Raw genomic sequence first — 19573 nt, forward strand, 5'->3', positions numbered from 1 at the left:
GATAACAAAGTTATTTTTGCTGCTCTTTGATTTTTATCTTGTAGATTAGTCACCACATGACAAAGTATCCCATAACAGCCATAATACCTGCTTATAATGAAGCGCACAACATAGTTGAAGTGCTTAAAAGTGTAAGTTTTTGTAAAGAAATCATATTAGTAGACAGTAAAAGTACAGATAATACTGTAGAACTAGCACAGCCCTATTTTGATAAATTACTTTCTAGAGAATATGTTCATAGTGCTTCTCAAAAGAACTGGGCCATACCTCAGGCCACTAACGAGTGGGTTTTACTGGTAGATGCTGATGAAAGAGTTACACCGGCCTTAAAAGAAGAAATTATTAACCTTTTACCTCACCTAGAGACTAATGGCCATACCGGCTACTGGATGGGGAGACGCAATTTTTTCATGGGCAAACAAGTACGTTATAGCGGCTGGAAAAATGATAAAGTAATACGCCTTTTTCAAAAATCTAGATGCAAATACGTTGACAAGCATGTACATTCTGAAATAGAGACAGATGGCTCTTTAGGCAGGTTAAACAATAAGCTCTTGCATTATAAATATGTGAATATAGATTACCATATAAGCAAGTTACAACGCTATGCTAGTTTACAGGCAAAGGATTTTGATAATAAAGTAGGTAAAATCACTATGTTTCATGTGGTTTTAAAACCATTTTGGGGCTTTTTTAAACACTACATAATACAACTAGGTTTTCTAGATGGATTTGTAGGTTTTACCATTGCTTACTTAAGAAGCTATGGAATCTTTATGAGATATGTAAAACTATGGCTACTGCGTAGGGGTATAAATTAAGCTAGTAATTTTTCTATCTTACTTTCAGATAACTGATAATGGACGCAAATTTGCTCCCACTGTACTCGATTAAAATCTTGTCCTTTATTCACTTTTTTTAATGCTACAAACTGAGTCCCTAAAATAGGAATAGGAACTTCTGGCCTAGAGTTGTTTTGTAATGAGGTTGTCCCATTTAAAATAGCCATTGCTTTAAACCAAAGATCATCTGCCTTAGGAGCTAATTTTGTAAAAAGTTCAACATTTTGAACATCTTTATGCAAGCTACCTGCAGGATATAAAACACAAAAAGCACCTACTGGCATATTATGAGGACTCTGTGCTGGTGGATCTACTACAAAAGGCCATTTGCTATAAGAATTTACATGACCATCTAAATAAGTCATTTTACGACACCTGTTTCCTATAACTTGGTCTGGAAATTTAAGATGTTCTTCAAAAATAACCTTAAGTGTATTTGGTTGATAAATAACGTCATCATCACATGTGATTATAGCCTTATCTGGAAATGCCTCTATGCTATGAATCAATTTTCTATGAGAGAAACCATAAGCAGAATATCGTATCTCAAAAAGATCTCCTTCTAATTTTGCAAGCCTTTTAGGTATTTGATTTTTAAGGTCCTCTTTGAGCCATAAAATAATTTTTTCCGGCAAATATTCTTGTTGCATCATACTACGTATAGTAATGTGCAATGTTCTTAATCTAGTAGGTATAGAGGTTAGAGACACTATTACCGGTATTCTCTTTTCTGGACTAGCAGCTAGCTTTGATTGCGATATAAACACCATCTTTAGGCTCATGCTTATGGACTTAGGAATTTCAGATAACTTCATGATTTAAAAACACCTTTAATTCTCTTTTTCATGCGTTTCTTTTTATGAAAAGCCTCTTGAAACTGTTGTGTATACTTCCACATAGTGTCTATAGTAGTCTGTGAGTCTTGCTTAGAAAGTAAGGCGTACTCTGCTCCCATGACTTTATACATTTCTTTTTTAGGAGATAAACGTTCAAAGTTTTTTAATCTATCCTCGTATGGGATATCATAAAATTTCATTCTATTTAAATCTACTAAGAAAAACGTATAATTATCTCCTTCTTTTTTTATCAAGGTATTCCCTGGAGAGTGGTCTAAAAAGTAAATACCGGCCTCATGCATGTCGTACATGAATTTTGAAAATTGCTTTAAAACATTCTCTTTATCCTGTAATTGATCATCATTTATAATCTCGCGATAGGTAAAATCATGATTTGCATAGGCACTTACATAATAACTTTCATGCAGCCCTAGAGTTGTTAATTGCTCTAGAAAAGCAACGGGCGCTGGAGTACCTATTCCATGCTGCTCTAGATACTGTGCGTTATAATAAGATCTCGCCGCCTTTGATTTTCTAAAAAATCGATACGCTATTTTATTAATAAAATTAGGCGTTCTAAAAGACTTTACTACCAGTTCCTCCCCTTGGTACGTGACTACTTTTATCTTATTGCGGTCATCCCCTAACTGTTGCGTAGATTGATGAAATAGATCGAGTACTTCTTGAAACCGCTTTCGCGAAAGCGTGCCACTAACAAATTTTTCTCTACTCATTATATTTTCATCTATTTACAGACCACAAAGAAACGGAAAAAACTATCAAATGAATAGAATTACTTAATATTGCAGCGTACAACTTTATTTATCTCTATGTCTTTAAAATGCTCTCTTGTTACTCCTACGTATAACTGGCCACAGGCGCTAGAATTACTAATATTGAGTGTTAAAAGGCAAAGTGTGCTACCTAATGAAGTCATTATAGCAGACGACGGCTCTACCACAGCTACACGCGAGCTTATTGAAAAATATCAAAAAGATTTTCCTGTACCGCTTATCCATGTCTGGCATGAAGATAATAAAAATCAAAAGCCTGCTATCATGAATAAAGCTATTGCTAGAGCAAAATATGATTATATTATAGAGATAGATGGTGATATTATTTTACATAAGGACTTTGTAAAAGACCATCTTTCTATGGCTGAAGAAGGCGTTTACCTTTTCGGTAGTCGTGTAAATATTCAAAAAAGCCATTTAGAAAAGTTATTTAAAAACAAACAAATAGATTTCAATTACTTCTCAAAAGGTATCAAAAAACGCAATAGAACATTGCGCATACCTTTACTAGCAAACAGCGCAAAGAAAGAAACTAAAAGGTCTAAAAAATTAAGAGGTTGTAACATGTCCTTTTGGCGCAAAGACTTTATAGCTGTAAATGGTTTTAATGAAGAACTAGTAGGCTGGGGAATCGACGACAGTGAACTTATACAGCGCATGATTAACAACGGTGTGCAGGGTAAACGTATTAAACATAAAGGTATCGTATATCACGTATATCACAAAGAGCAAGATAAAAGCCAGGTCCATTTAAATCTAGAAATAGAAAAACAAATGGAAAAATCTGGAAATACTTATGCTCAAAAAGGTGTGGATCAATATCTTTAAACCTCCAGTACCTTCTTATAAATATCTAAAGTTTTTCTAGCACTTTGCTGTGCCGTAAAGTTTTTTGAAAAATGTGCATAACCAGCCTCTCCATACTGATCTCTAAGGTTTTTATCGCGGCATAGAACTAACAATGCTTCAGCTAGTGCTTTATAATCTTTAGGAGGCACTATAAAACCAGTCTCATTATTTACAACAGCATCTGGTACTAATCCTACCCTGGTGCTTACTACGGCTTTTTTAAACCTCATAGCCTCTAGAAGTGAAGATGGTCCACCTTCACGCTTAGAGGTCATTAAAAAAATGTCCATCTCTTCATAAGCTCGCGTAGCTTCTTCTACAAAACCATATAATTTTATATGAGAACCTAGGTTTAATTCTTTAATGAGAGTCACTATTTCAGGGCTTTGCTTATCTCTGAACATCCCTATTTGATGTACTCTAAAATCTGTATAATTAAGCTCGTTAACTAAATGATCTACAGCACGCACTAGAGTAGGAAGATCTTTACTGTCATCATGATTTGCAACATTTCCTATTTGCACAGATTTTTCATTACTTTCTAATACAGCTGTTGAGTCTTTAAGAATCATTGGCCTTTCTTCATCTACTCCATCTGGAACAACTAACAATTTATTATAATTTTTCTCAAACATAACTAAACTTTTCATGGCTTCTTTAACTGTTTGAGAAACACAAATAATAGCATCGATACCTTTATAATTATACTTGTACTTACTCAAAAAGCTCATACTACTGCTCATTCCTTTTTTAGAGAATACCACAGGAATATCTAGGGATGATAAAACAGCCGTAAAATAGTATAGAGTAAGTGAATTACTTGTATGAAGATGTACAAGATCTGGTTTGAATTGAGCAATAACTCTTTTAAATTCTTTGCGATTTACTGCATTTTTAAATTTTTTATCTACAGCTGTAAAAACTCCTATACCAGGATAAGGTTTTAACCTTGTTGAAAGCTCACTATTCAGAGCGCAAAAAACAGCATTGTTAACTTTAAGCTCAGAAAGCTTACTTACTATATCAAGAATTTGCTGCTCATTACCACCATAACCACGCGCACCATTCACATGTAATATTTTCAAAGTATCAGATTTTAAAATTATTCTTAAAAGCAAGAAGAAGTCAAATTTACAAGAAAAGAAAGGAATAAAAATTTTAATTTAACTCTATCAAAACGAGTAGATCCAAATAATTGATCATATTACGATTAATATAACAACTTTCAAATGGTTTGACATTCATAAATATCGTTATTAGGAATAGAAAACTTAATTTTGCAAACCATGGGAAGAAGTGATAGAAGTAGAAATAGAAGAGACCAAGTAAGAGGTCGCAAACCTAGTAAGGATAAGCAAATAGAGGTAGAATTACCTCGCGAGGCTATTAACCTAGCTGTAACGGCTCTTAAAAAAGGTCAGACTCTTATTTACCCAACAGACACCATTTATGGTTTGGGCTGTGACGCTAGTAATTATGACGCTGTAGAAAAAATATTTGAAATTAAAGAACGTGATAAATCTAAATCTTTATTAGTTCTTGTAGATAGCTTTCAAATGTTAGAATCTATTATTGAAAATGTGCCCGACATGGCTTGGGAGGTTCTTAAAGTGAATAAGAAACCTCTTACCATCGTATTAGACAGGCCTAAAAATGTAGCAGAAAACGTAGTAGCCCAAGACAACACACTAGCCGTAAGAGTCACTAACGACCCATTGTGTCGTTCTATCATTAAGAAATTACGTAAACCTATCGTTTCTACCAGTGCAAACCTGAGTGGTGCACCTTCTCCAGTTAACTTTACAGATATTCATCCAGATTTAATTGCAAGAGTAGACCATGTAATGGACTTACCTCTTGTTCATAAAAACATTAAACCATCTTCTATTATGAAGATCTCTAGTAATGGAGTTATTAAAATTATACGCGAGTAAGAATGGATCAAAAAACTCATTATCCTGATGCTATTCAAGAAAACGTTTTTAGAACTTTAAGTCAGGCAGCAGAAGAACTGGAATTACCAGCCTACGTAATAGGTGGATATGTAAGAGATTTTTTCCTTAAACGTAGTCAGAAAAAAGACATAGATGTAGTAGCCGTAGGAAGCGGTATTACACTAGCTCGCAAAGTAGAAGAACTACTACCACACAGCACCAAAGTAAGCGTTTTTAAAAACTACGGCACCGCCATGGTTAAAACAGACGATCTAGAATTAGAATTTGTAGGTGCAAGAAAAGAAAGTTACGATCGTGGCAGTCGCAATCCTGTTGTAGAAGATGGCACTCTAGAAGACGATCAAAATCGTCGCGATTTTACCATTAACGCAATGGCATTTTCTCTTAATAAAAAAAACTACGGCGCTTTATTAGATCCTTTTAATGGAATAAATGATCTAGAAAATAAGATTATACGCACACCATTAGATCCAGATATCACCTACAGCGACGACCCATTAAGAATGCTACGCGCTATTAGATTTGCATCTCAATTAGGATTCAGAATAGAATCTAAATCTTTTGAAAGTATAAAACGCAATGCACAAAGAATTGAAATTATATCAAAAGAACGTATCGTTACTGAGATAAATAAAATTATGTTATGTAAAGAGCCTTCATTAGGTTTTCTATTACTTGAAAAAACTGGGCTACTTAGACTAATAATGCCAGAACTCACTGCCTTAAAAGGTATTGAAGAAGTAGAAGGACAAAAACACAAAGACAACTTCTATCACACGCTAGAGGTAGTTGATAACATATCACGCAATACAGAAGATCTCTGGTTGCGTTGGGCTGCGCTGCTTCATGACATAGGTAAAGCACCTACTAAGAGATTTAGCAAAAAAGTAGGCTGGACCTTTCATGGACACGAGTTCAAGGGAGCAAAAATGGTTTTTCATCTTTTCAAAAGATTAAAAATGCCGTTAAATGATAAGATGAAATTTGTACAACAAATGGTGCGCATGTCTTCCCGACCTATAGCCGTTATTGACGAGAGCGCCACAGACAGTGCTGTTAGAAGACTAGTACATGATGCTGGAGAACACATAGAAGATTTAATGACTCTTTGCGAGGCAGACATTACCACTAAGAACCCTAGACGTTTTAAACAATATCATAATAATTTTCAACAAGTACGCGATAAAATAGTTGAGGTAGAAGAGCGCGATCATGTACGCAACTTTCAACCACCAGTTACTGGAGAAGAAATCATGCTAGCCTTCGATCTTAAACCCTGTAAAGAAATAGGAATGATAAAAACCGCGATTAAAGACTCCATACTAGATGGCGTGATTCCTAATGAACATGATGCCGCTTATGCTTTTATGATTCAAAAAGGAAAAGACCTAGGCTTAAAACTTAAAAAATAAATTTGAGTATAGTTAACTCTTAGATCGCGGTATTTAATTTGATAAGACCCAGCAACCATGAAACATCAATATAGCAACATTTAAAATTGATTTAGCAATAAGTACTTTCATGTTTAAACAACACAAATTATCATAAAAAATACCAGAAAAAAAACGTGTGACCTTTGCGGTTAACCAGAATAGACACTGGTTTTAAGAATTATTGTAAACTGAATTTCTTAAAACACTGCAACTCTTAAGAAACTAGCAAAATTACAAGACCGATAAAATACAATGATAGCGACCCAGGAAATCTATCTTACATACCGCAAGAGCGACTTATAAAAATAAAAATGGTTTGCGATGGGCCTATCTTTAATTTAGAGTAGCCATTAAAAAAACAGAAACAGCCCCAACTAATAAGAGCATGATTTTTAAAGACATCCATCAATCATATAACTTTAATAATTCTCAGCATATTGCGGTCTATTTCCATACAACAATGAAGTTTATAGAAATGTAATTCATTTTTTTTGCTTAATCCTTTTTCATTTTCTATCTTTAAATCTATGATTAGATGGTTTTATATTATCATTATTTCTTGCACATGCTCCATCAATTATGGACAGGAGTTAAAGAATGATGACCTGCAAGGTTTTAATCTTTTTTTAATGCCAGAGCATCAAATTGATATTTCTTTGAGCTTAGACAGTAACAATATAGTAAATCCTAACACAGGATTTTCCATAACACCAGGTGTAAAAACCATCGATATGGTTTCTATTTATAATAACTCACAGACGTTACAGTCTAAACCTTATACACCTAATGCAAACACAGATTTTGGCAGATTAAGTTTTAAAAAAGCCCGCAAGACTGTAAATGTGTATTTAGAAAACGATCGATTTGCACGAGAATTTAAATCTAGCAACCCTGCGTTTTTTGAAGCTAATAGAAATACGGCACTACACCGATCATATAATCCGCTGTCTTGTTATAGGAATGCTTGGTAATAATTTTAAAAACCTATAATCTATCCCATTCTTAAATCAATAAATTAATATTTCTATCGAGAGATTTTGAAAAATTCCGCTTTCGCGAAAGCGGAATCAAAACTATCTTTAATCAACAAAAAAGCCATGAAGAAACAAGAAATCATAGAACGTTTCATAAGTTATATCACTATAGATACAGAATCTGACCCTAATAGCGACACAACCCCTAGTAGTGCAAAACAGTGGGATCTCGCACGCAAATTACATCAAGAACTTATAGAGATGGGAATGAGCGATGTGACTATAGATGAGAATGCCTACATAATGGCTACTCTACCATCAAATGTAGACCATGAAACACCTACCATAGGTTTTATCTCGCACTTTGATAGCACTCCAGATTTTACCGGCAAGGATGTTAAACCTCAAATTATCGAAAACTATGATGGTGGTGACATTCCTTTAAAAGGATCTGATCTCGTATTATCGCCAGAATATTTTGCCGATTTAAAACAATACAAAGGGCAAACCATTATTACTACAGACGGCACTACCCTACTAGCCGCAGACGACAAAGCTGGAATTACCGAAATAATGACAGCGATGAAACACATGCTCGATAATCCAGCAATTAAACACGGTACGATTAAGGTAGGTTTTACACCAGATGAAGAGATAGGTCGTGGCGCACATAAATTTGATGTAGAGAAATTTGGTGCAGACTGGGCTTACACAATGGATGGTAGTCAGATAGGAGAGCTAGAATACGAAAATTTTAATGCTGCCGGCGCAGTGGTTACTTTTTATGGTAAAATAGTTCACCCAGGATATGCCAAAGGCAAAATGATCAACTCCATGTATGTAGCTCAGGAATTTATTGATTCTTTACCTAGAATGGAAACTCCAGAACATACAGAGGATTACCAAGGATTTTTTCACCTACATAATATGAAAGGAGCTGTAGAAAAATCAGAATTACAGTACATCATTAGAGATCACGATAAAGAACATTTTGAAGCTCGTAAAGAAGTGATGCAAAACCTGGTAAACACTCTTAATGAGCAATATGATCGCGAGGCAGTACGTATAGAAATCAAAGATCAATACTTCAACATGCGTGAAAAAGTAGAACCAGTAATGCATATAGTAGATGTTGCAGAGCAGGCTATGAAAGATCTAGGTATTACACCGCTTATTAAACCTATACGTGGTGGTACAGATGGATCTCAATTAAGCTACATGGGATTACCGTGCCCTAACATATTTGCAGGTGGTCATAATTTCCATGGACCATATGAGTATGTACCAGTAGAAAGTATGATAAAAGCTACAGAGGTAATAGTAAGAATAGCAGAATTAGTTGCTAAAGAAGAGTAAACCTATTTAAACGGCCATCGACTATTGTTCTAACCATTGGGTCTATTTGCGATAAATAACTATTGCTCGAGAAAAGAGCTGGCTCTATAACGATAGAAAAGTGGTAACCGATTCTACAGAAGCAGTCTTTTATCAAATTAAAGAAGCAAACGCATCCATAGGTTTAATAAAATAGAAAACTTATTACAAGCAAAATAATCGGTTATTTTCAAAAGGCTATTTGGAAATAAGAACAGATGATAGAACTGGTACCTGGCACTGGTTTTACAATAATGGTAATAAGACGAGGCAACTCACCTATTCTAGTGGTCGTATAGCAGGTGTTATCAATCTGTTTATGATTTCACTAGAACCTTGCTAGAAAACTATGCTTTGAGTAAAACCAGTGAAGAAGGTGTACCCTATTATTATAAATAAAAAAAAGAGCTTGATGGTAGCGTCTCCATTAAAGACGGGAATGGAGTTTTTAATGACCCATATAAAGGCAACAGTAAGACAGTATAAGGCCTGAGAGGTGACTACAAAAACCAAAAAGCTAGTGGTTTATGGAAAGCGTACAAAGACAATGACTTAGTATATGAAGAATTATACGAAGATGGGATTACACAATCTGGAAAAAGCTATCAAAATGGAAAAAGCTATACTTATGACTCCTATTCTCAAAGCGGGCAACCTTTGATGAATTCTAAAAAATTCATGCGTAAGTTACAGATTCACATAAGACATTATTATAATTTAATAGAACTCCATAAAACCGATTACAGCACTAAATATGAGCATACTTTTTATGATGGATAAAAAGGTTATGTAAGTGATATTAAAATAAAGAATGGAATAGATCGAGGACCTGATGAAATGGCAATTAGAGGTCTATGCAGTATGAATGTAAAATGGAAAGTAGCTCCAGTAAGAGGTCTACCAGTAAAACCGTATGTCAGAATACCTTTTCCTATGGAGAGTAGAGAATGTAGTGATTGTTAGACACAATAATAGTCACTTTAAGCTATATTTGAAATAGTTAAAAGAATTAAGCTCATGATCAATATTTGTGTAGATAACTAAAACCAATATTACAATTTGGCACAACCTTTGATAAAGAATGTGCTTAAAATAAAACTAAACCAATGAAAAAATTACTGCTTTTTACAACCGTCTTCTTAATCTCTATAAATTGTATAGCTCAAGAAGGACAAAATGATGATCAAACAGATAGTCAAAAAAGACTAGATAAATTTAATGAAGTTAAAAAACATGAAGTAAGTCTAGATGTTGTTGCCGCAATAGCGGGCTTAGGTATTAATCCTAGATATGAATATGTATTGGGTAGATACTCTGGTGTAGGTGTAGATTTAAACATCGGTATTCTGGATAACGAAGATACATTTGATTACTATGAAACCTTTAGTATTACTCCATATTACCGTCAGTACTTTTTTTCTAAAGAAGATTATGGTGCAAAAGGGTTCTATGGAGAAGGGTTTTTAAAATATTATTCATTTAGAACAGATAATTCGTTTTTCTCAGGAAACAGTAACGATTTTGACACTACAACATTTAACGAGATTTCTATGGGTGTAGGTATAGGATGGAAATGGGTAAGCGATAGCGGTTTTTTAATCGATGTAGGGATTGGTATAGGTCGTAATTTAGGAATTGCAGATGACAGAAATGAAACTTTTAACCTACCAGAAATTTCTGGTCGTGGTGGTGTAAACTTTGGCTGGAGATTTTAAGTAGCTATCATTCATATATCATTTCTAATAAAAGCGAGCTTTACAGTTCGCTTTTATTATATTAGAAAAAACCTTACTTAAGCATGCCACGACTTATTTTAAAAACTCATATTAACGCTCCTATTGAACTGGTTTTTGATCTAGCTAGAAGTATAGATTTGCACATATTATCCCTAGAACACACAAATGAAAAGGCCATAGCAGGAAGAACGACTGGCCTTGTAGAAAAGGGAGAAACTGTTACCTGGAGAGCAAAGCACTTAGGTTTTACTCAAAAACTGACTAGCTTAATTACAGATGTAGAACCCTACAATTATTTTGCAGACCAGCTAGTAAAAGGAGCCTTTAAACATTTTAAACATGAACACTTTTTTGAGCAACAGGAAGATGGCTCTACGCTGATGAAGGATATATTTGATTACACCTCACCACTAGGTGTTTTAGGTAAACTAGTAGATCAATTATTTCTAGCTAGCTACATGACGCGTCTATTAGAACAACGCAATAAAACTTTAAAAGATGTTGCCGAAGATGGAAGATGGAAACATCTCCCTGGATTAGAAGGACACTTATAACCATTTTTCAAGAGTTACATATCTCACATAAAAAAACCCTTGATCTCTCAAGGGTTTTATAAATGAACATCAACTGTTCTTAGTTCTCTTTAGTAATCACTGTATCAGATAATTTCTTTGTCAGTTCTACAGATATAGCAGATCTTTCAAAAGTTATTTTACCTGCACTTGTTTCAATCAAAACGGTTCCTTTTTCAGGATTAATTTGATTTACTTTACCGTGTATACCGCTAGTAGTAATTACCTTAGTACCCACTTTAAGTGATTCTGCAAAAGTTTTTTCTTCTTTACGCTTCTGTGCTTGTGGTCGCATGATTAAAAAATAGAACACTGCGATAATAAGCAAATAAGGCGCAAAATTTAAAATGGTATTCATGTCCATAATAAATTCCTTATGCGTTAGGCATACCAGCCTTTGCCTTAGGATTTACAAAACCTTTGATACGTATAGACTCAGTACCAGACTCTGTATTTGCCTTTATAGTGACTGTTTTAGTCTGTGCATTAGGCTTACCGTTAGTGTTGAATTTTACTAACATAGTACCTTGATCGCCAGGAGCAATAGGCTCTTTAGACCACGTAGGAACTGTACAACCACAAGATCCTTTTGCGTTTACAACGATAAGTGGAGCACTTCCTGTATTCATAAATTTATATTCATGTTCAACTACTGTACCTTCTTCTACAGTACCGAAATCAAATTCAGTCTCCGTAAAAGTCATTTCTGGAAAGTCACCAGCAACTTCTTTACTTGCAGCTGCAGCGGTAAGGTTTGCCTCATCAATTGTTGCAGATTGCGCTTTTTCATTACAGCTAGTTAAAGCCATTGTAGCTGCGGCAGCTATCATCAAAACTAATTTTTTCATCTTGTATTATTTTAGTAATTTCTTTAAATGTAAAGCAAATGTAATTAAAAACATTTTTTAATCCTATGCTCTTAACTTAACCTTACATTAAACCTCTACCCATTTTTTGTATCTCGTTACTTTTCTCAAATTCCTTGAGTAGATTATCTAGAATACCATTGATAAAATTAGCACTTTTAGGAGAGCTATAATCTTTGGCAATCTCAAGATATTCATTTATGGTAACCTTAACTGGTATGTCTGAGAAGTATAAAAACTCTGCCTGTGCCATCATAATAAGTACCATATCTATTTGAGCAATACGTTCTTTATCCCAGTTAGGTGTTTTACCTTCTATACGAGCAGATAGTTCATTAATGTTTAACAGTGTCTTTCTAAAAAGACTCATGGTAAACTTTGCATCTTCTTGATCTTTAAATAGTGGTGGTAAAACAACATCTTTTGAGGGTTTAATCTTACGCATAAATTGAATCATGGTAGAATTAACCAGTGGAAAATCATCAGTCCATGTGATGTTAATGTCCTCTAGGTAATCCAGCAGCTCATCACTAGGTGCGATAATATCTTCGTAGATGTAGGTTAAGAATTTTAAATCCTTTTTAAGTGACGGCTCTTCGTCCATAGAATAAACGACAAAAGTCTTGCTTTCTTGAATTTTGAAATAAAGATTTTCTACATACTTAGAATCTAGGTGCCATGGATCTAGATCACGTTGTTGTAGTGCCTCTTTAAGCGTCTGGCTCTCTCTTAATTGTAATAAAATTTTATTATCAATAAAATGCCTTGATGGATTCTCTTCTACGTTAGAGGCAAGTAGTCTTTTCTGCTTTTTACCATGTCTTTCTACAGCTTCTTCATGAATTTTAACAAGTAGTTGCGCCATATATAAAAACAGCGTGTATGATTGCGTCATACTTGTATTGATAAACTTTTCAAGATCTTTTAAATCATCTGGATTTTGACGTTGAAAAGAAAAAACTGCTTGCATTACTTTGATGCGCAATTGTCTTCTATTAAGCATAAGAACGTTCTATTTATTGCTCTAGCAAGCTATTTTTATGTTAGCTTTCGCAAAAGCGGAATTATAATAATTATTAACCTAGTTTCTATTTCTAAAAACGAGGCAAAAATACTGTTTTAAAGTGAACTAGTACACAAGCTGCTCTTGTTTTCTAGCTGCAATACGAGCTTGCGCTATTTCTAAAGCGGCTTTATGAGTACTTACATCAGTTTCTCTAGCACGATTTAAAATTTCTATAGTAGTCGTGTAAATATTTTCAGTTTTTCTCATTATTTCAGAACGGTCGTACCCTTCTAACTCTGCATAAACATTAATAATCCCACCTGCATTAATTAAAAAGTCTGGAGCGTAAACAATTCCTTTGTTTTGAAGTAGTAGGCCATGCTTTCCCTCATCTGCAAGTTGATTATTTGCCGCACCAGCGATGATAGATGCTTTTAATTTATGTATAGAAGTGTCATTTATAGTCGCACCTAATGCACATGGAGCATAAATATCCATTTGCTCTGCGTGTAAATCATTACCTCCATAAATAGTCACACCATACTTATCTCTTACTTCTTCTAGCCTATCTTGATTAATATCAGAAACGACTACCTCTGCACCTTCTTGTGTTAGATACTCTACTAGCGTCTCTCCTACATTACCTATTCCTTCTACGTAGATTTTTTTATCTTCTAGTACATCGCTACCGTACTTAAACTGTGCAGCTGCCTTCATTCCCATAAAAACACCATATGCTGTAATAGGAGAAGGATTTCCTGCACCGCCTTTTTCTTGAGATATACCAGTTACATAAGGCGTTACTTCGCGCACTGTATCCATATCTTGGGTAGCCATGCCTACATCTTCGGCAGTGATATAACGACCGCTTAATGAATGTACAAATTCACCAAACTTGCGCATTAACTCTGGAGTTTTTTGAGTTTTTGCATCACCTATAATAACGGCTTTTCCTCCACCTAGATTTAATCCAGTAATAGCACTTTTAAAGGTCATACCTCTAGAAAGTCTTAAAACATCGTTCAGGGCAGCCCATTCATTTTCATATTGCCACATACGTGTACCACCTAATGCAGGACCTAATACTGTATTATGAATACCGATAATGGCTTTCAGTCCTGTATCTTTGTCGTTGCAAAAAACGATTTGCTCGTGACCATCAAATGATACCTGACCAAAGACAGGATCCTGACGAACTAATTTTTCTAAAGAATCAAATTCTTGAGGCATAAAATTAAATTTATTGACTTTAAAGATTGTTATTAAAAAGCGTGCAAAAATAACTTGATTTTAGGGATTAGGCAATTTACCATGCTTAATTTACCGACAGTTTAAAAAATAATTTCCCAAAGGGAATTTGTAAAAAAAAATGAAAGAACTTAAAAAACTAAATGTACTGTTTGCTAAGTACAAATGGCAATTTATAGGCGGTGTTATAGTCACCATCATATCTCGTTACTTATCTCTTTATTTACCTAAATATGTAGGTAAAATTATAAACCTGCTCAATGATTATGACAAAGGACTCATTACAGATAAAACAGCCTTAAAAAATGATCTCGTTGTATACATCTTAATTATTTTAGGATCTACTCTTCTTGCTGCGGTACTTACCTTTATCATGAGGCAATTAATAATAGTGGTTTCTAGACACTTAGAATACGATCTTAAAAATATAGTCTATCAACAATACCAGCGACTATCTCTAGGATTTTATAAGCAAAATCGTACTGGAGATTTAATGAATCGTATTAGTGAAGATGTCTCTAAAGTACGCATGTACATGGGCCCTGCCATCATGTACAGTATAAATATGATTACCTTATTTGCTGTTGTTATACCTGCTATGATAGATACTGCTCCTACTCTAGCTATATACACCATTATACCTTTACCCATATTATCTGTAGCAATTTACGTAATAAGTAGAGAGATCAATAAACGTGCGACCCTAGTACAAGAATATTTATCAAATTTAAACACCATTTCTCAAGAAGCATTTAGTGGTATATCTGTTATAAAAGCCTATAATCTTGCACCACAAATGAATGAGCAATTTACACTAGTAGCTAACGACAGTAAAGATAAAAACATAGATCTAGCACGCATACAAGCTTTATTCTTTCCATTAATGGTATTACTAATAGGGCTCAGTAATATTATGGTCATATATATAGGTGGCAAACAAGTAATAGAAGGAATTATAGATGTAGGTACCATACCAGAATTTTTAATCTACGTAAACATGCTTACCTGGCCAGTTGCCATCGTAGGCTGGGTGACTAACATGATACAGCAGGCTGAGGCTTCTCAAAAAAGAATCAACGAGTTCTTAGACATAGACCCAGCTATTAAAAATCTTAATGAAGCACCTACACCTATTAAAGGTAATATCTCGTTTAAGAACGTAAACTTTACCTATGAAGATACAAACATACATGCTTTAAAGAATGTATCCTTTGAGATAGCCTCTGGAAAAACACTAGCTATTTTAGGGAAAACAGGTAGCGGTAAATCTACTATCCTAGAATTAATAGGTAGATTATATGATATAGATAAAGGCTCTCTAACCGTAGACGGTATTAAAATAGATCAACTTAATCTAAATGATTTAAGAAACTCCATAGGTTACGTACCACAAGATGCTTTCTTATTTTCTGATTCTATAGGTAAGAATATCGCATTCGGTAAAAAAGATGCTAGTCAGCAAGAGATAGAAGCTGCTGCAAAAAACGCTGTAGTACACAAGAATATAACTAACTTTACAAAAGGTTATGAAACCGTACTAGGAGAGCGAGGGATTACCTTAAGTGGAGGGCAAAAACAACGTGTTTCTATCGCTAGAGCTATTATTAAAAAACCACAAATTTTATTATTTGACGACTGTTTAAGTGCTGTAGATACAGAAACCGAAGAAAAAATTCTGAATAACCTCAAAAAAGTAACTAAGGACACCACTACGGTAATCGTAAGTCACCGTGTAAGTAGTGCAAAAAATGCAGATCAAATAATCGTACTAGAAGATGGTAGTATTATAGAGCAAGGTAATCATGAATCCCTTATAGCAAGTCAAGGTTATTATGCAGATCTTTATGCAAATCAAATGCTCCAAGAAGATGAATAACACAAAAAACACTAGCTACAATTAACTATATAGCAGCTGCTTAAAATATTAATTATCGAATATCTTTTCTATTGGACATTTTTTTCTATTTTTGGTAATATATAACACTACTTAAAGAACATGAGCGATCGAGATTACCAAGAGCAAGAAGAGATATTTTCAAAAGTAGTACGAGCAGGAAGACGTACCTATTTCTTTGATGTAAGAGCCACTAAGGCAGACGATTATTACTTAACTATTACTGAAAGTAAAAAATTCACTAATGACGACGGTAGTTTTCACTTTAAGAAACATAAAATTTATTTGTATAAAGAAGATTTTCAAGAATTTGGGGATACACTCAAAGAGATCACTGACTTTATTATAGATAAAAAAGGTGGCGAGGTTATATCTGACCGTCATCAATCTGATTACAAAAGAGAAGAACCAGCACCTATCGCAACAGAGACAGCTGCTACTAACCCTACAGAAAGTTTTACCGACATCAGTTTTGATGACATATAAGTAAATCCTTAAAATTATCACAAAGCCTTTCTATACGAGAGGCTTTTTTTATTTTTATATCCCAAGTATTCTTAGATGCACAAAGTACGAATACCTCACGATTAAAATTCTACCATGAAACAAACGATATTGCTATTGTTGGTTCTCGCTTTCGCGAAAGCGTTACCAGCACAAACTATTGTAGACCCTACACTAGATTATTACTTACCACAAAAAGTTTCCTATAATCCAGACATTCCCACACCGCAAGAAATCATAGGTTATGTACCAGGTAAATGGCATGTATCTCATGATCAACTAGCTCAATACATGATGGTACTGGCAGATAAATCAGATCGATTTACTATTGAAAATCGTGGTAAAACCTATGAAGACCGACCTTTATACTTACTAACAGTAACCAGTGTTGAAAATCAAAAAAACATAGAACAAATAAGAAAAGACCATGTTGCTGCAACAGACAAAGATGCTGTAGACAACACAAACGCACCCATAGTAGTTTATCAAGGGTTTTCTATTCATGGAAACGAGCCTAGTGGTTCTAACGCCGCTCTACTTCTAGCCTACCATCTAGCTGCCGCACAAGGACCAGAAATGGAAGCGCTTTTAAAAAATACCGTTATACTTCTAGACCCTAGTTTAAATCCAGATGGATTGCAACGATTTGCCAGTTGGGTTAATCAAAATAAAAGTAAAAATGTAAACCCAGACACCTACGACAGAGAATACAATGAAACATGGCCTGGTGGACGTACAAATCACTACTGGTTTGATATGAATCGCGACTGGCTACCAGTTCAATTACCAGAATCGCAAGCCCGCATAGAAACATTCCATAAATGGCTGCCTAATATTTTAACAGATCATCATGAAATGGGAACTAACTCCACTTTCTTTTTTCAGCCTGGAATACCGTCCAGAACACACCCATTAACTCCTGCGATGAATCAAAAACTGACTCGTGAAATAGGAAATTACCTGGCTCAAGGTTTTGATAAAATAGGCTCGCTTTATTACACAGAAGAAGATTATGACGATTTCTACTACGGTAAAGGGTCTACTTTTCCAGATATTAATGGTTCTATAGGTATTCTTTTTGAGCAAGCTAGCTCTAGAGGTCATGCACAGAATTCTGACAATGGAATTCTTACTTTTCCTTTTACGATAAGAAACCAATTCACAGCAGCTTTGAGCACCTTAAAAGCAGTAACTAATAAACGTAAAGAAATACTCGATTATCAAAATCAGTTTTATAAAGATGCGAGAAAAGAAGTTAGCGGTGGCGCTATCATCTTTGGAGATCATACAGATGCTGGAAGAACAGATGCACTTGCTGAAATTTTATTGAGACACAAGATAGAAGTACGCTCTCTTAAAAACGATGTTTCTAAAAATGGTAAAACCTACAAAAAAGGACATGCTTATATCGTACCTAAGAATCAAAAAAACTCTCGATTAATCAACGCTATGTTTGAAAAGCGTACCACTTTTAAAGACAGTTTATTTTATGACATCAGTGCATGGACTTTTCCACTAGCCTTTGATATGGATTATGATGAAGATGCTAATTTAAATGATGCTGAGAATGAATTGCCATATTATGACCCTAAAGCCATAAGTTCTAAAATAGGTAATAAAGTAACGATAGAACAAAAGGCTATTCCTGTTTCAGATTACGCTTATTTAATTCCAGCAAATGAATATTATACTCCTAAAGCGTTAAACAGTTTACTTTCTAAAGGTATAAGAGCTAAGGTAGCCATGAAACCTTTTAATATAAATAATACTGCGTACGATTATGGAACCATCATGATACCTGCAGAAGGTCAATCGATAACATCTACAGAAATGGCTTCTTTATTTAATGAAATACAATCTAATACAGGGATTGCTTTTCATAATATAACCACTGGCCTCACAGAAGGAATCGATTTAGGTTCACGTCAGTTCAGGAATATTAAATTACCTAAAATTGCAGTACTTGTAGGTGAAGGAATAAATCCGTCGGACGCAGGAGAGATCTGGTATTTAATGGACCAGAAATATGATATACCTATTACAAAAATAAACCTAGCAGATATGAACCGTAAGGACTTGAGTCGTTACAACACCATTATAGTTCCTGCGACTTATGGCAGTCCAGAAAATGAGGTAATCGACCAATTAAAAACATGGACTCGCAATGGTGGTACTTTAATAGGATATCGCAGCGCATTAAGATGGATGAGCAGTTCTAAATTATTACCTCTTAAATTCAAAAAAACTAAAAACCCTGCAAAGAATATCACCTTTGAGCAACGTCGCGATCACAGCGGCGCACAACGCATAGGCGGCGCTATATTTGAAACCAAGCTGGATCGATCGCATCCTATTGCATTTGGCTTTAAAGACGACCAGTTGCCTATGTTTAGAAACACCACTCTTTTTATAGAACCACACAAAGACAGTTACCGCAACCCTATCAGGTACACAGACAGCCCTTTAATGAGTGGCTATATTTCTGATATAAATTTAGAAGCTTTAAAGAGCACGGTACCTTTTCAGCACAATAATTATGGCCGTGGTGACGTCATAGGTTTTACAGATAATACTCAGTTTAGAGCATTCTGGTACGGAACTAATAAATTATTAATGAATGCTATCTTCTTTGCCGCAGAGATGTAAAATTAAGATTATAACTTGTTAAAAAAAATGCTTCTCAAAAAAAC

Annotated in this window: 19 protein-coding genes; 12 read left to right on the top strand and 7 right to left on the bottom strand. The window is 34.6% G+C overall.

Going from position 1 to position 19573, the window contains the following annotated elements:
- Nucleotides 1-56 precede the first annotated feature (56 nt).
- Nucleotides 57-821: a glycosyltransferase family 2 protein gene (locus Q0838_RS03505; protein WP_298951357.1), complete on the top strand. Its 765-nt coding sequence runs from the start codon at nt 57-59 to the stop codon at nt 819-821.
- Here the strand turns inward: Q0838_RS03505 and Q0838_RS03510 are convergent.
- Both Q0838_RS03510 and Q0838_RS03515 read right to left on the bottom strand, forming a co-directional pair.
- Nucleotides 818-1657 (bottom strand): glycosyltransferase family A protein, encoded by an 840-nt coding sequence (locus tag Q0838_RS03510; protein WP_298951360.1) that lies wholly within the window; start codon nt 1655-1657, stop codon nt 818-820. The genes Q0838_RS03505 and Q0838_RS03510 overlap by 4 nt on opposite strands.
- Nucleotides 1654-2412, bottom strand: coding sequence for a lipopolysaccharide kinase InaA family protein (locus Q0838_RS03515; protein WP_298951363.1), 759 nt, complete (start codon nt 2410-2412; stop codon nt 1654-1656). Before Q0838_RS03515 ends, Q0838_RS03510 begins: the two co-directional genes overlap by 4 nt.
- 96 nt (nt 2413-2508) lie before the next feature.
- Between Q0838_RS03515 and Q0838_RS03520 the strand changes: the two genes are divergently transcribed.
- Nucleotides 2509-3300: a glycosyltransferase family 2 protein gene (locus tag Q0838_RS03520; protein WP_298951365.1), complete on the top strand. Its 792-nt coding sequence runs from the start codon at nt 2509-2511 to the stop codon at nt 3298-3300.
- On the opposite strand, the gene Q0838_RS03525 is transcribed toward Q0838_RS03520, so the two are convergent.
- Nucleotides 3297-4406, bottom strand: a complete 1110-nt coding sequence (locus Q0838_RS03525; protein WP_298951367.1) for a glycosyltransferase family 4 protein — start codon at nt 4404-4406, stop codon at nt 3297-3299. The two genes, Q0838_RS03520 and Q0838_RS03525, sit on opposite strands and share 4 nt — an antisense overlap.
- Before the next feature lie 201 nt (nt 4407-4607).
- Between Q0838_RS03525 and Q0838_RS03530 the strand changes: the two genes are divergently transcribed.
- The 7 genes from Q0838_RS03530 to Q0838_RS03560 all read left to right on the top strand — a co-directional run bounded on the left by Q0838_RS03530 (nt 4608) and on the right by Q0838_RS03560 (nt 11347).
- Entirely contained in the window at nt 4608-5255 is a 648-nt protein-coding gene (locus Q0838_RS03530; protein WP_298951369.1) for an L-threonylcarbamoyladenylate synthase, read from the top strand.
- Between the two features lie 2 nt (nt 5256-5257).
- Nucleotides 5258-6688, top strand: coding sequence for an HD domain-containing protein (locus Q0838_RS03535; protein ID WP_298951371.1), 1431 nt, complete (start codon nt 5258-5260; stop codon nt 6686-6688).
- A 548-nt stretch (nt 6689-7236) separates the two neighbouring features.
- The gene (locus Q0838_RS03540; protein ID WP_298951373.1) at nt 7237-7680 is read left to right on the top strand and encodes a hypothetical protein; all 444 of its coding nucleotides are present in this window, start codon (nt 7237-7239) and stop codon (nt 7678-7680) included.
- A 126-nt stretch (nt 7681-7806) separates the two neighbouring features.
- The gene (pepT, locus tag Q0838_RS03545) at nt 7807-9039 is read left to right on the top strand and encodes a peptidase T (RefSeq protein ID WP_298951628.1); all 1233 of its coding nucleotides are present in this window, start codon (nt 7807-7809) and stop codon (nt 9037-9039) included.
- Between the two features lie 220 nt (nt 9040-9259).
- Nucleotides 9260-9400, top strand: coding sequence for a hypothetical protein (locus tag Q0838_RS03550; RefSeq protein WP_298951375.1), 141 nt, complete (start codon nt 9260-9262; stop codon nt 9398-9400).
- A 763-nt stretch (nt 9401-10163) separates the two neighbouring features.
- On the top strand, nt 10164-10772 hold the full coding sequence (locus Q0838_RS03555) for a hypothetical protein (protein ID WP_298951377.1): 609 nt from the start codon (nt 10164-10166) through the stop codon (nt 10770-10772).
- Between the two features lie 83 nt (nt 10773-10855).
- On the top strand, nt 10856-11347 hold the full coding sequence (locus tag Q0838_RS03560; protein ID WP_298951380.1) for an SRPBCC family protein: 492 nt from the start codon (nt 10856-10858) through the stop codon (nt 11345-11347).
- Nucleotides 11348-11426: 79 nt separating this feature from the next.
- On the opposite strand, the gene yajC is transcribed toward Q0838_RS03560, so the two are convergent.
- The 4 genes from yajC to Q0838_RS03580 form a co-directional block, all read right to left on the bottom strand.
- Nucleotides 11427-11723, bottom strand: coding sequence for a preprotein translocase subunit YajC (gene yajC, locus Q0838_RS03565; RefSeq protein ID WP_366942008.1), 297 nt, complete (start codon nt 11721-11723; stop codon nt 11427-11429).
- A 16-nt stretch (nt 11724-11739) separates the two neighbouring features.
- The gene (locus tag Q0838_RS03570; protein WP_298951386.1) at nt 11740-12213 is read right to left on the bottom strand and encodes a DUF1573 domain-containing protein; all 474 of its coding nucleotides are present in this window, start codon (nt 12211-12213) and stop codon (nt 11740-11742) included.
- Nucleotides 12214-12295: 82 nt separating this feature from the next.
- Complete coding sequence (nusB, locus tag Q0838_RS03575; RefSeq protein ID WP_298951389.1) at nt 12296-13234, bottom strand: transcription antitermination factor NusB; 939 nt, start codon at nt 13232-13234, stop codon at nt 12296-12298.
- Between the two features lie 126 nt (nt 13235-13360).
- Nucleotides 13361-14467 carry a Glu/Leu/Phe/Val dehydrogenase gene (locus Q0838_RS03580; RefSeq protein ID WP_298951392.1) on the bottom strand — a complete coding sequence of 369 codons (1107 nt, stop codon included), beginning with the start codon at nt 14465-14467 and terminating at the stop codon, nt 13361-13363.
- Nucleotides 14468-14606: 139 nt separating this feature from the next.
- Between Q0838_RS03580 and Q0838_RS03585 the strand changes: the two genes are divergently transcribed.
- The 3 genes from Q0838_RS03585 to Q0838_RS03595 all read left to right on the top strand — a co-directional run bounded on the left by Q0838_RS03585 (nt 14607) and on the right by Q0838_RS03595 (nt 19529).
- A complete protein-coding gene (locus Q0838_RS03585; protein ID WP_298951395.1) occupies nt 14607-16361 on the top strand; it encodes an ABC transporter ATP-binding protein in 1755 nt (584 codons plus the stop codon).
- Between the two features lie 120 nt (nt 16362-16481).
- Nucleotides 16482-16865, top strand: coding sequence for a PUR family DNA/RNA-binding protein (locus Q0838_RS03590; protein WP_298951398.1), 384 nt, complete (start codon nt 16482-16484; stop codon nt 16863-16865).
- Nucleotides 16866-16979: 114 nt separating this feature from the next.
- Nucleotides 16980-19529 (top strand): M14 family metallopeptidase, encoded by a 2550-nt coding sequence (locus Q0838_RS03595; RefSeq protein WP_298951400.1) that lies wholly within the window; start codon nt 16980-16982, stop codon nt 19527-19529.
- Nucleotides 19530-19573 lie beyond the last annotated feature (44 nt).

Source organism: uncultured Nonlabens sp. (assembly GCF_947495285.1).
Classification (GTDB): domain Bacteria; phylum Bacteroidota; class Bacteroidia; order Flavobacteriales; family Flavobacteriaceae; genus Nonlabens.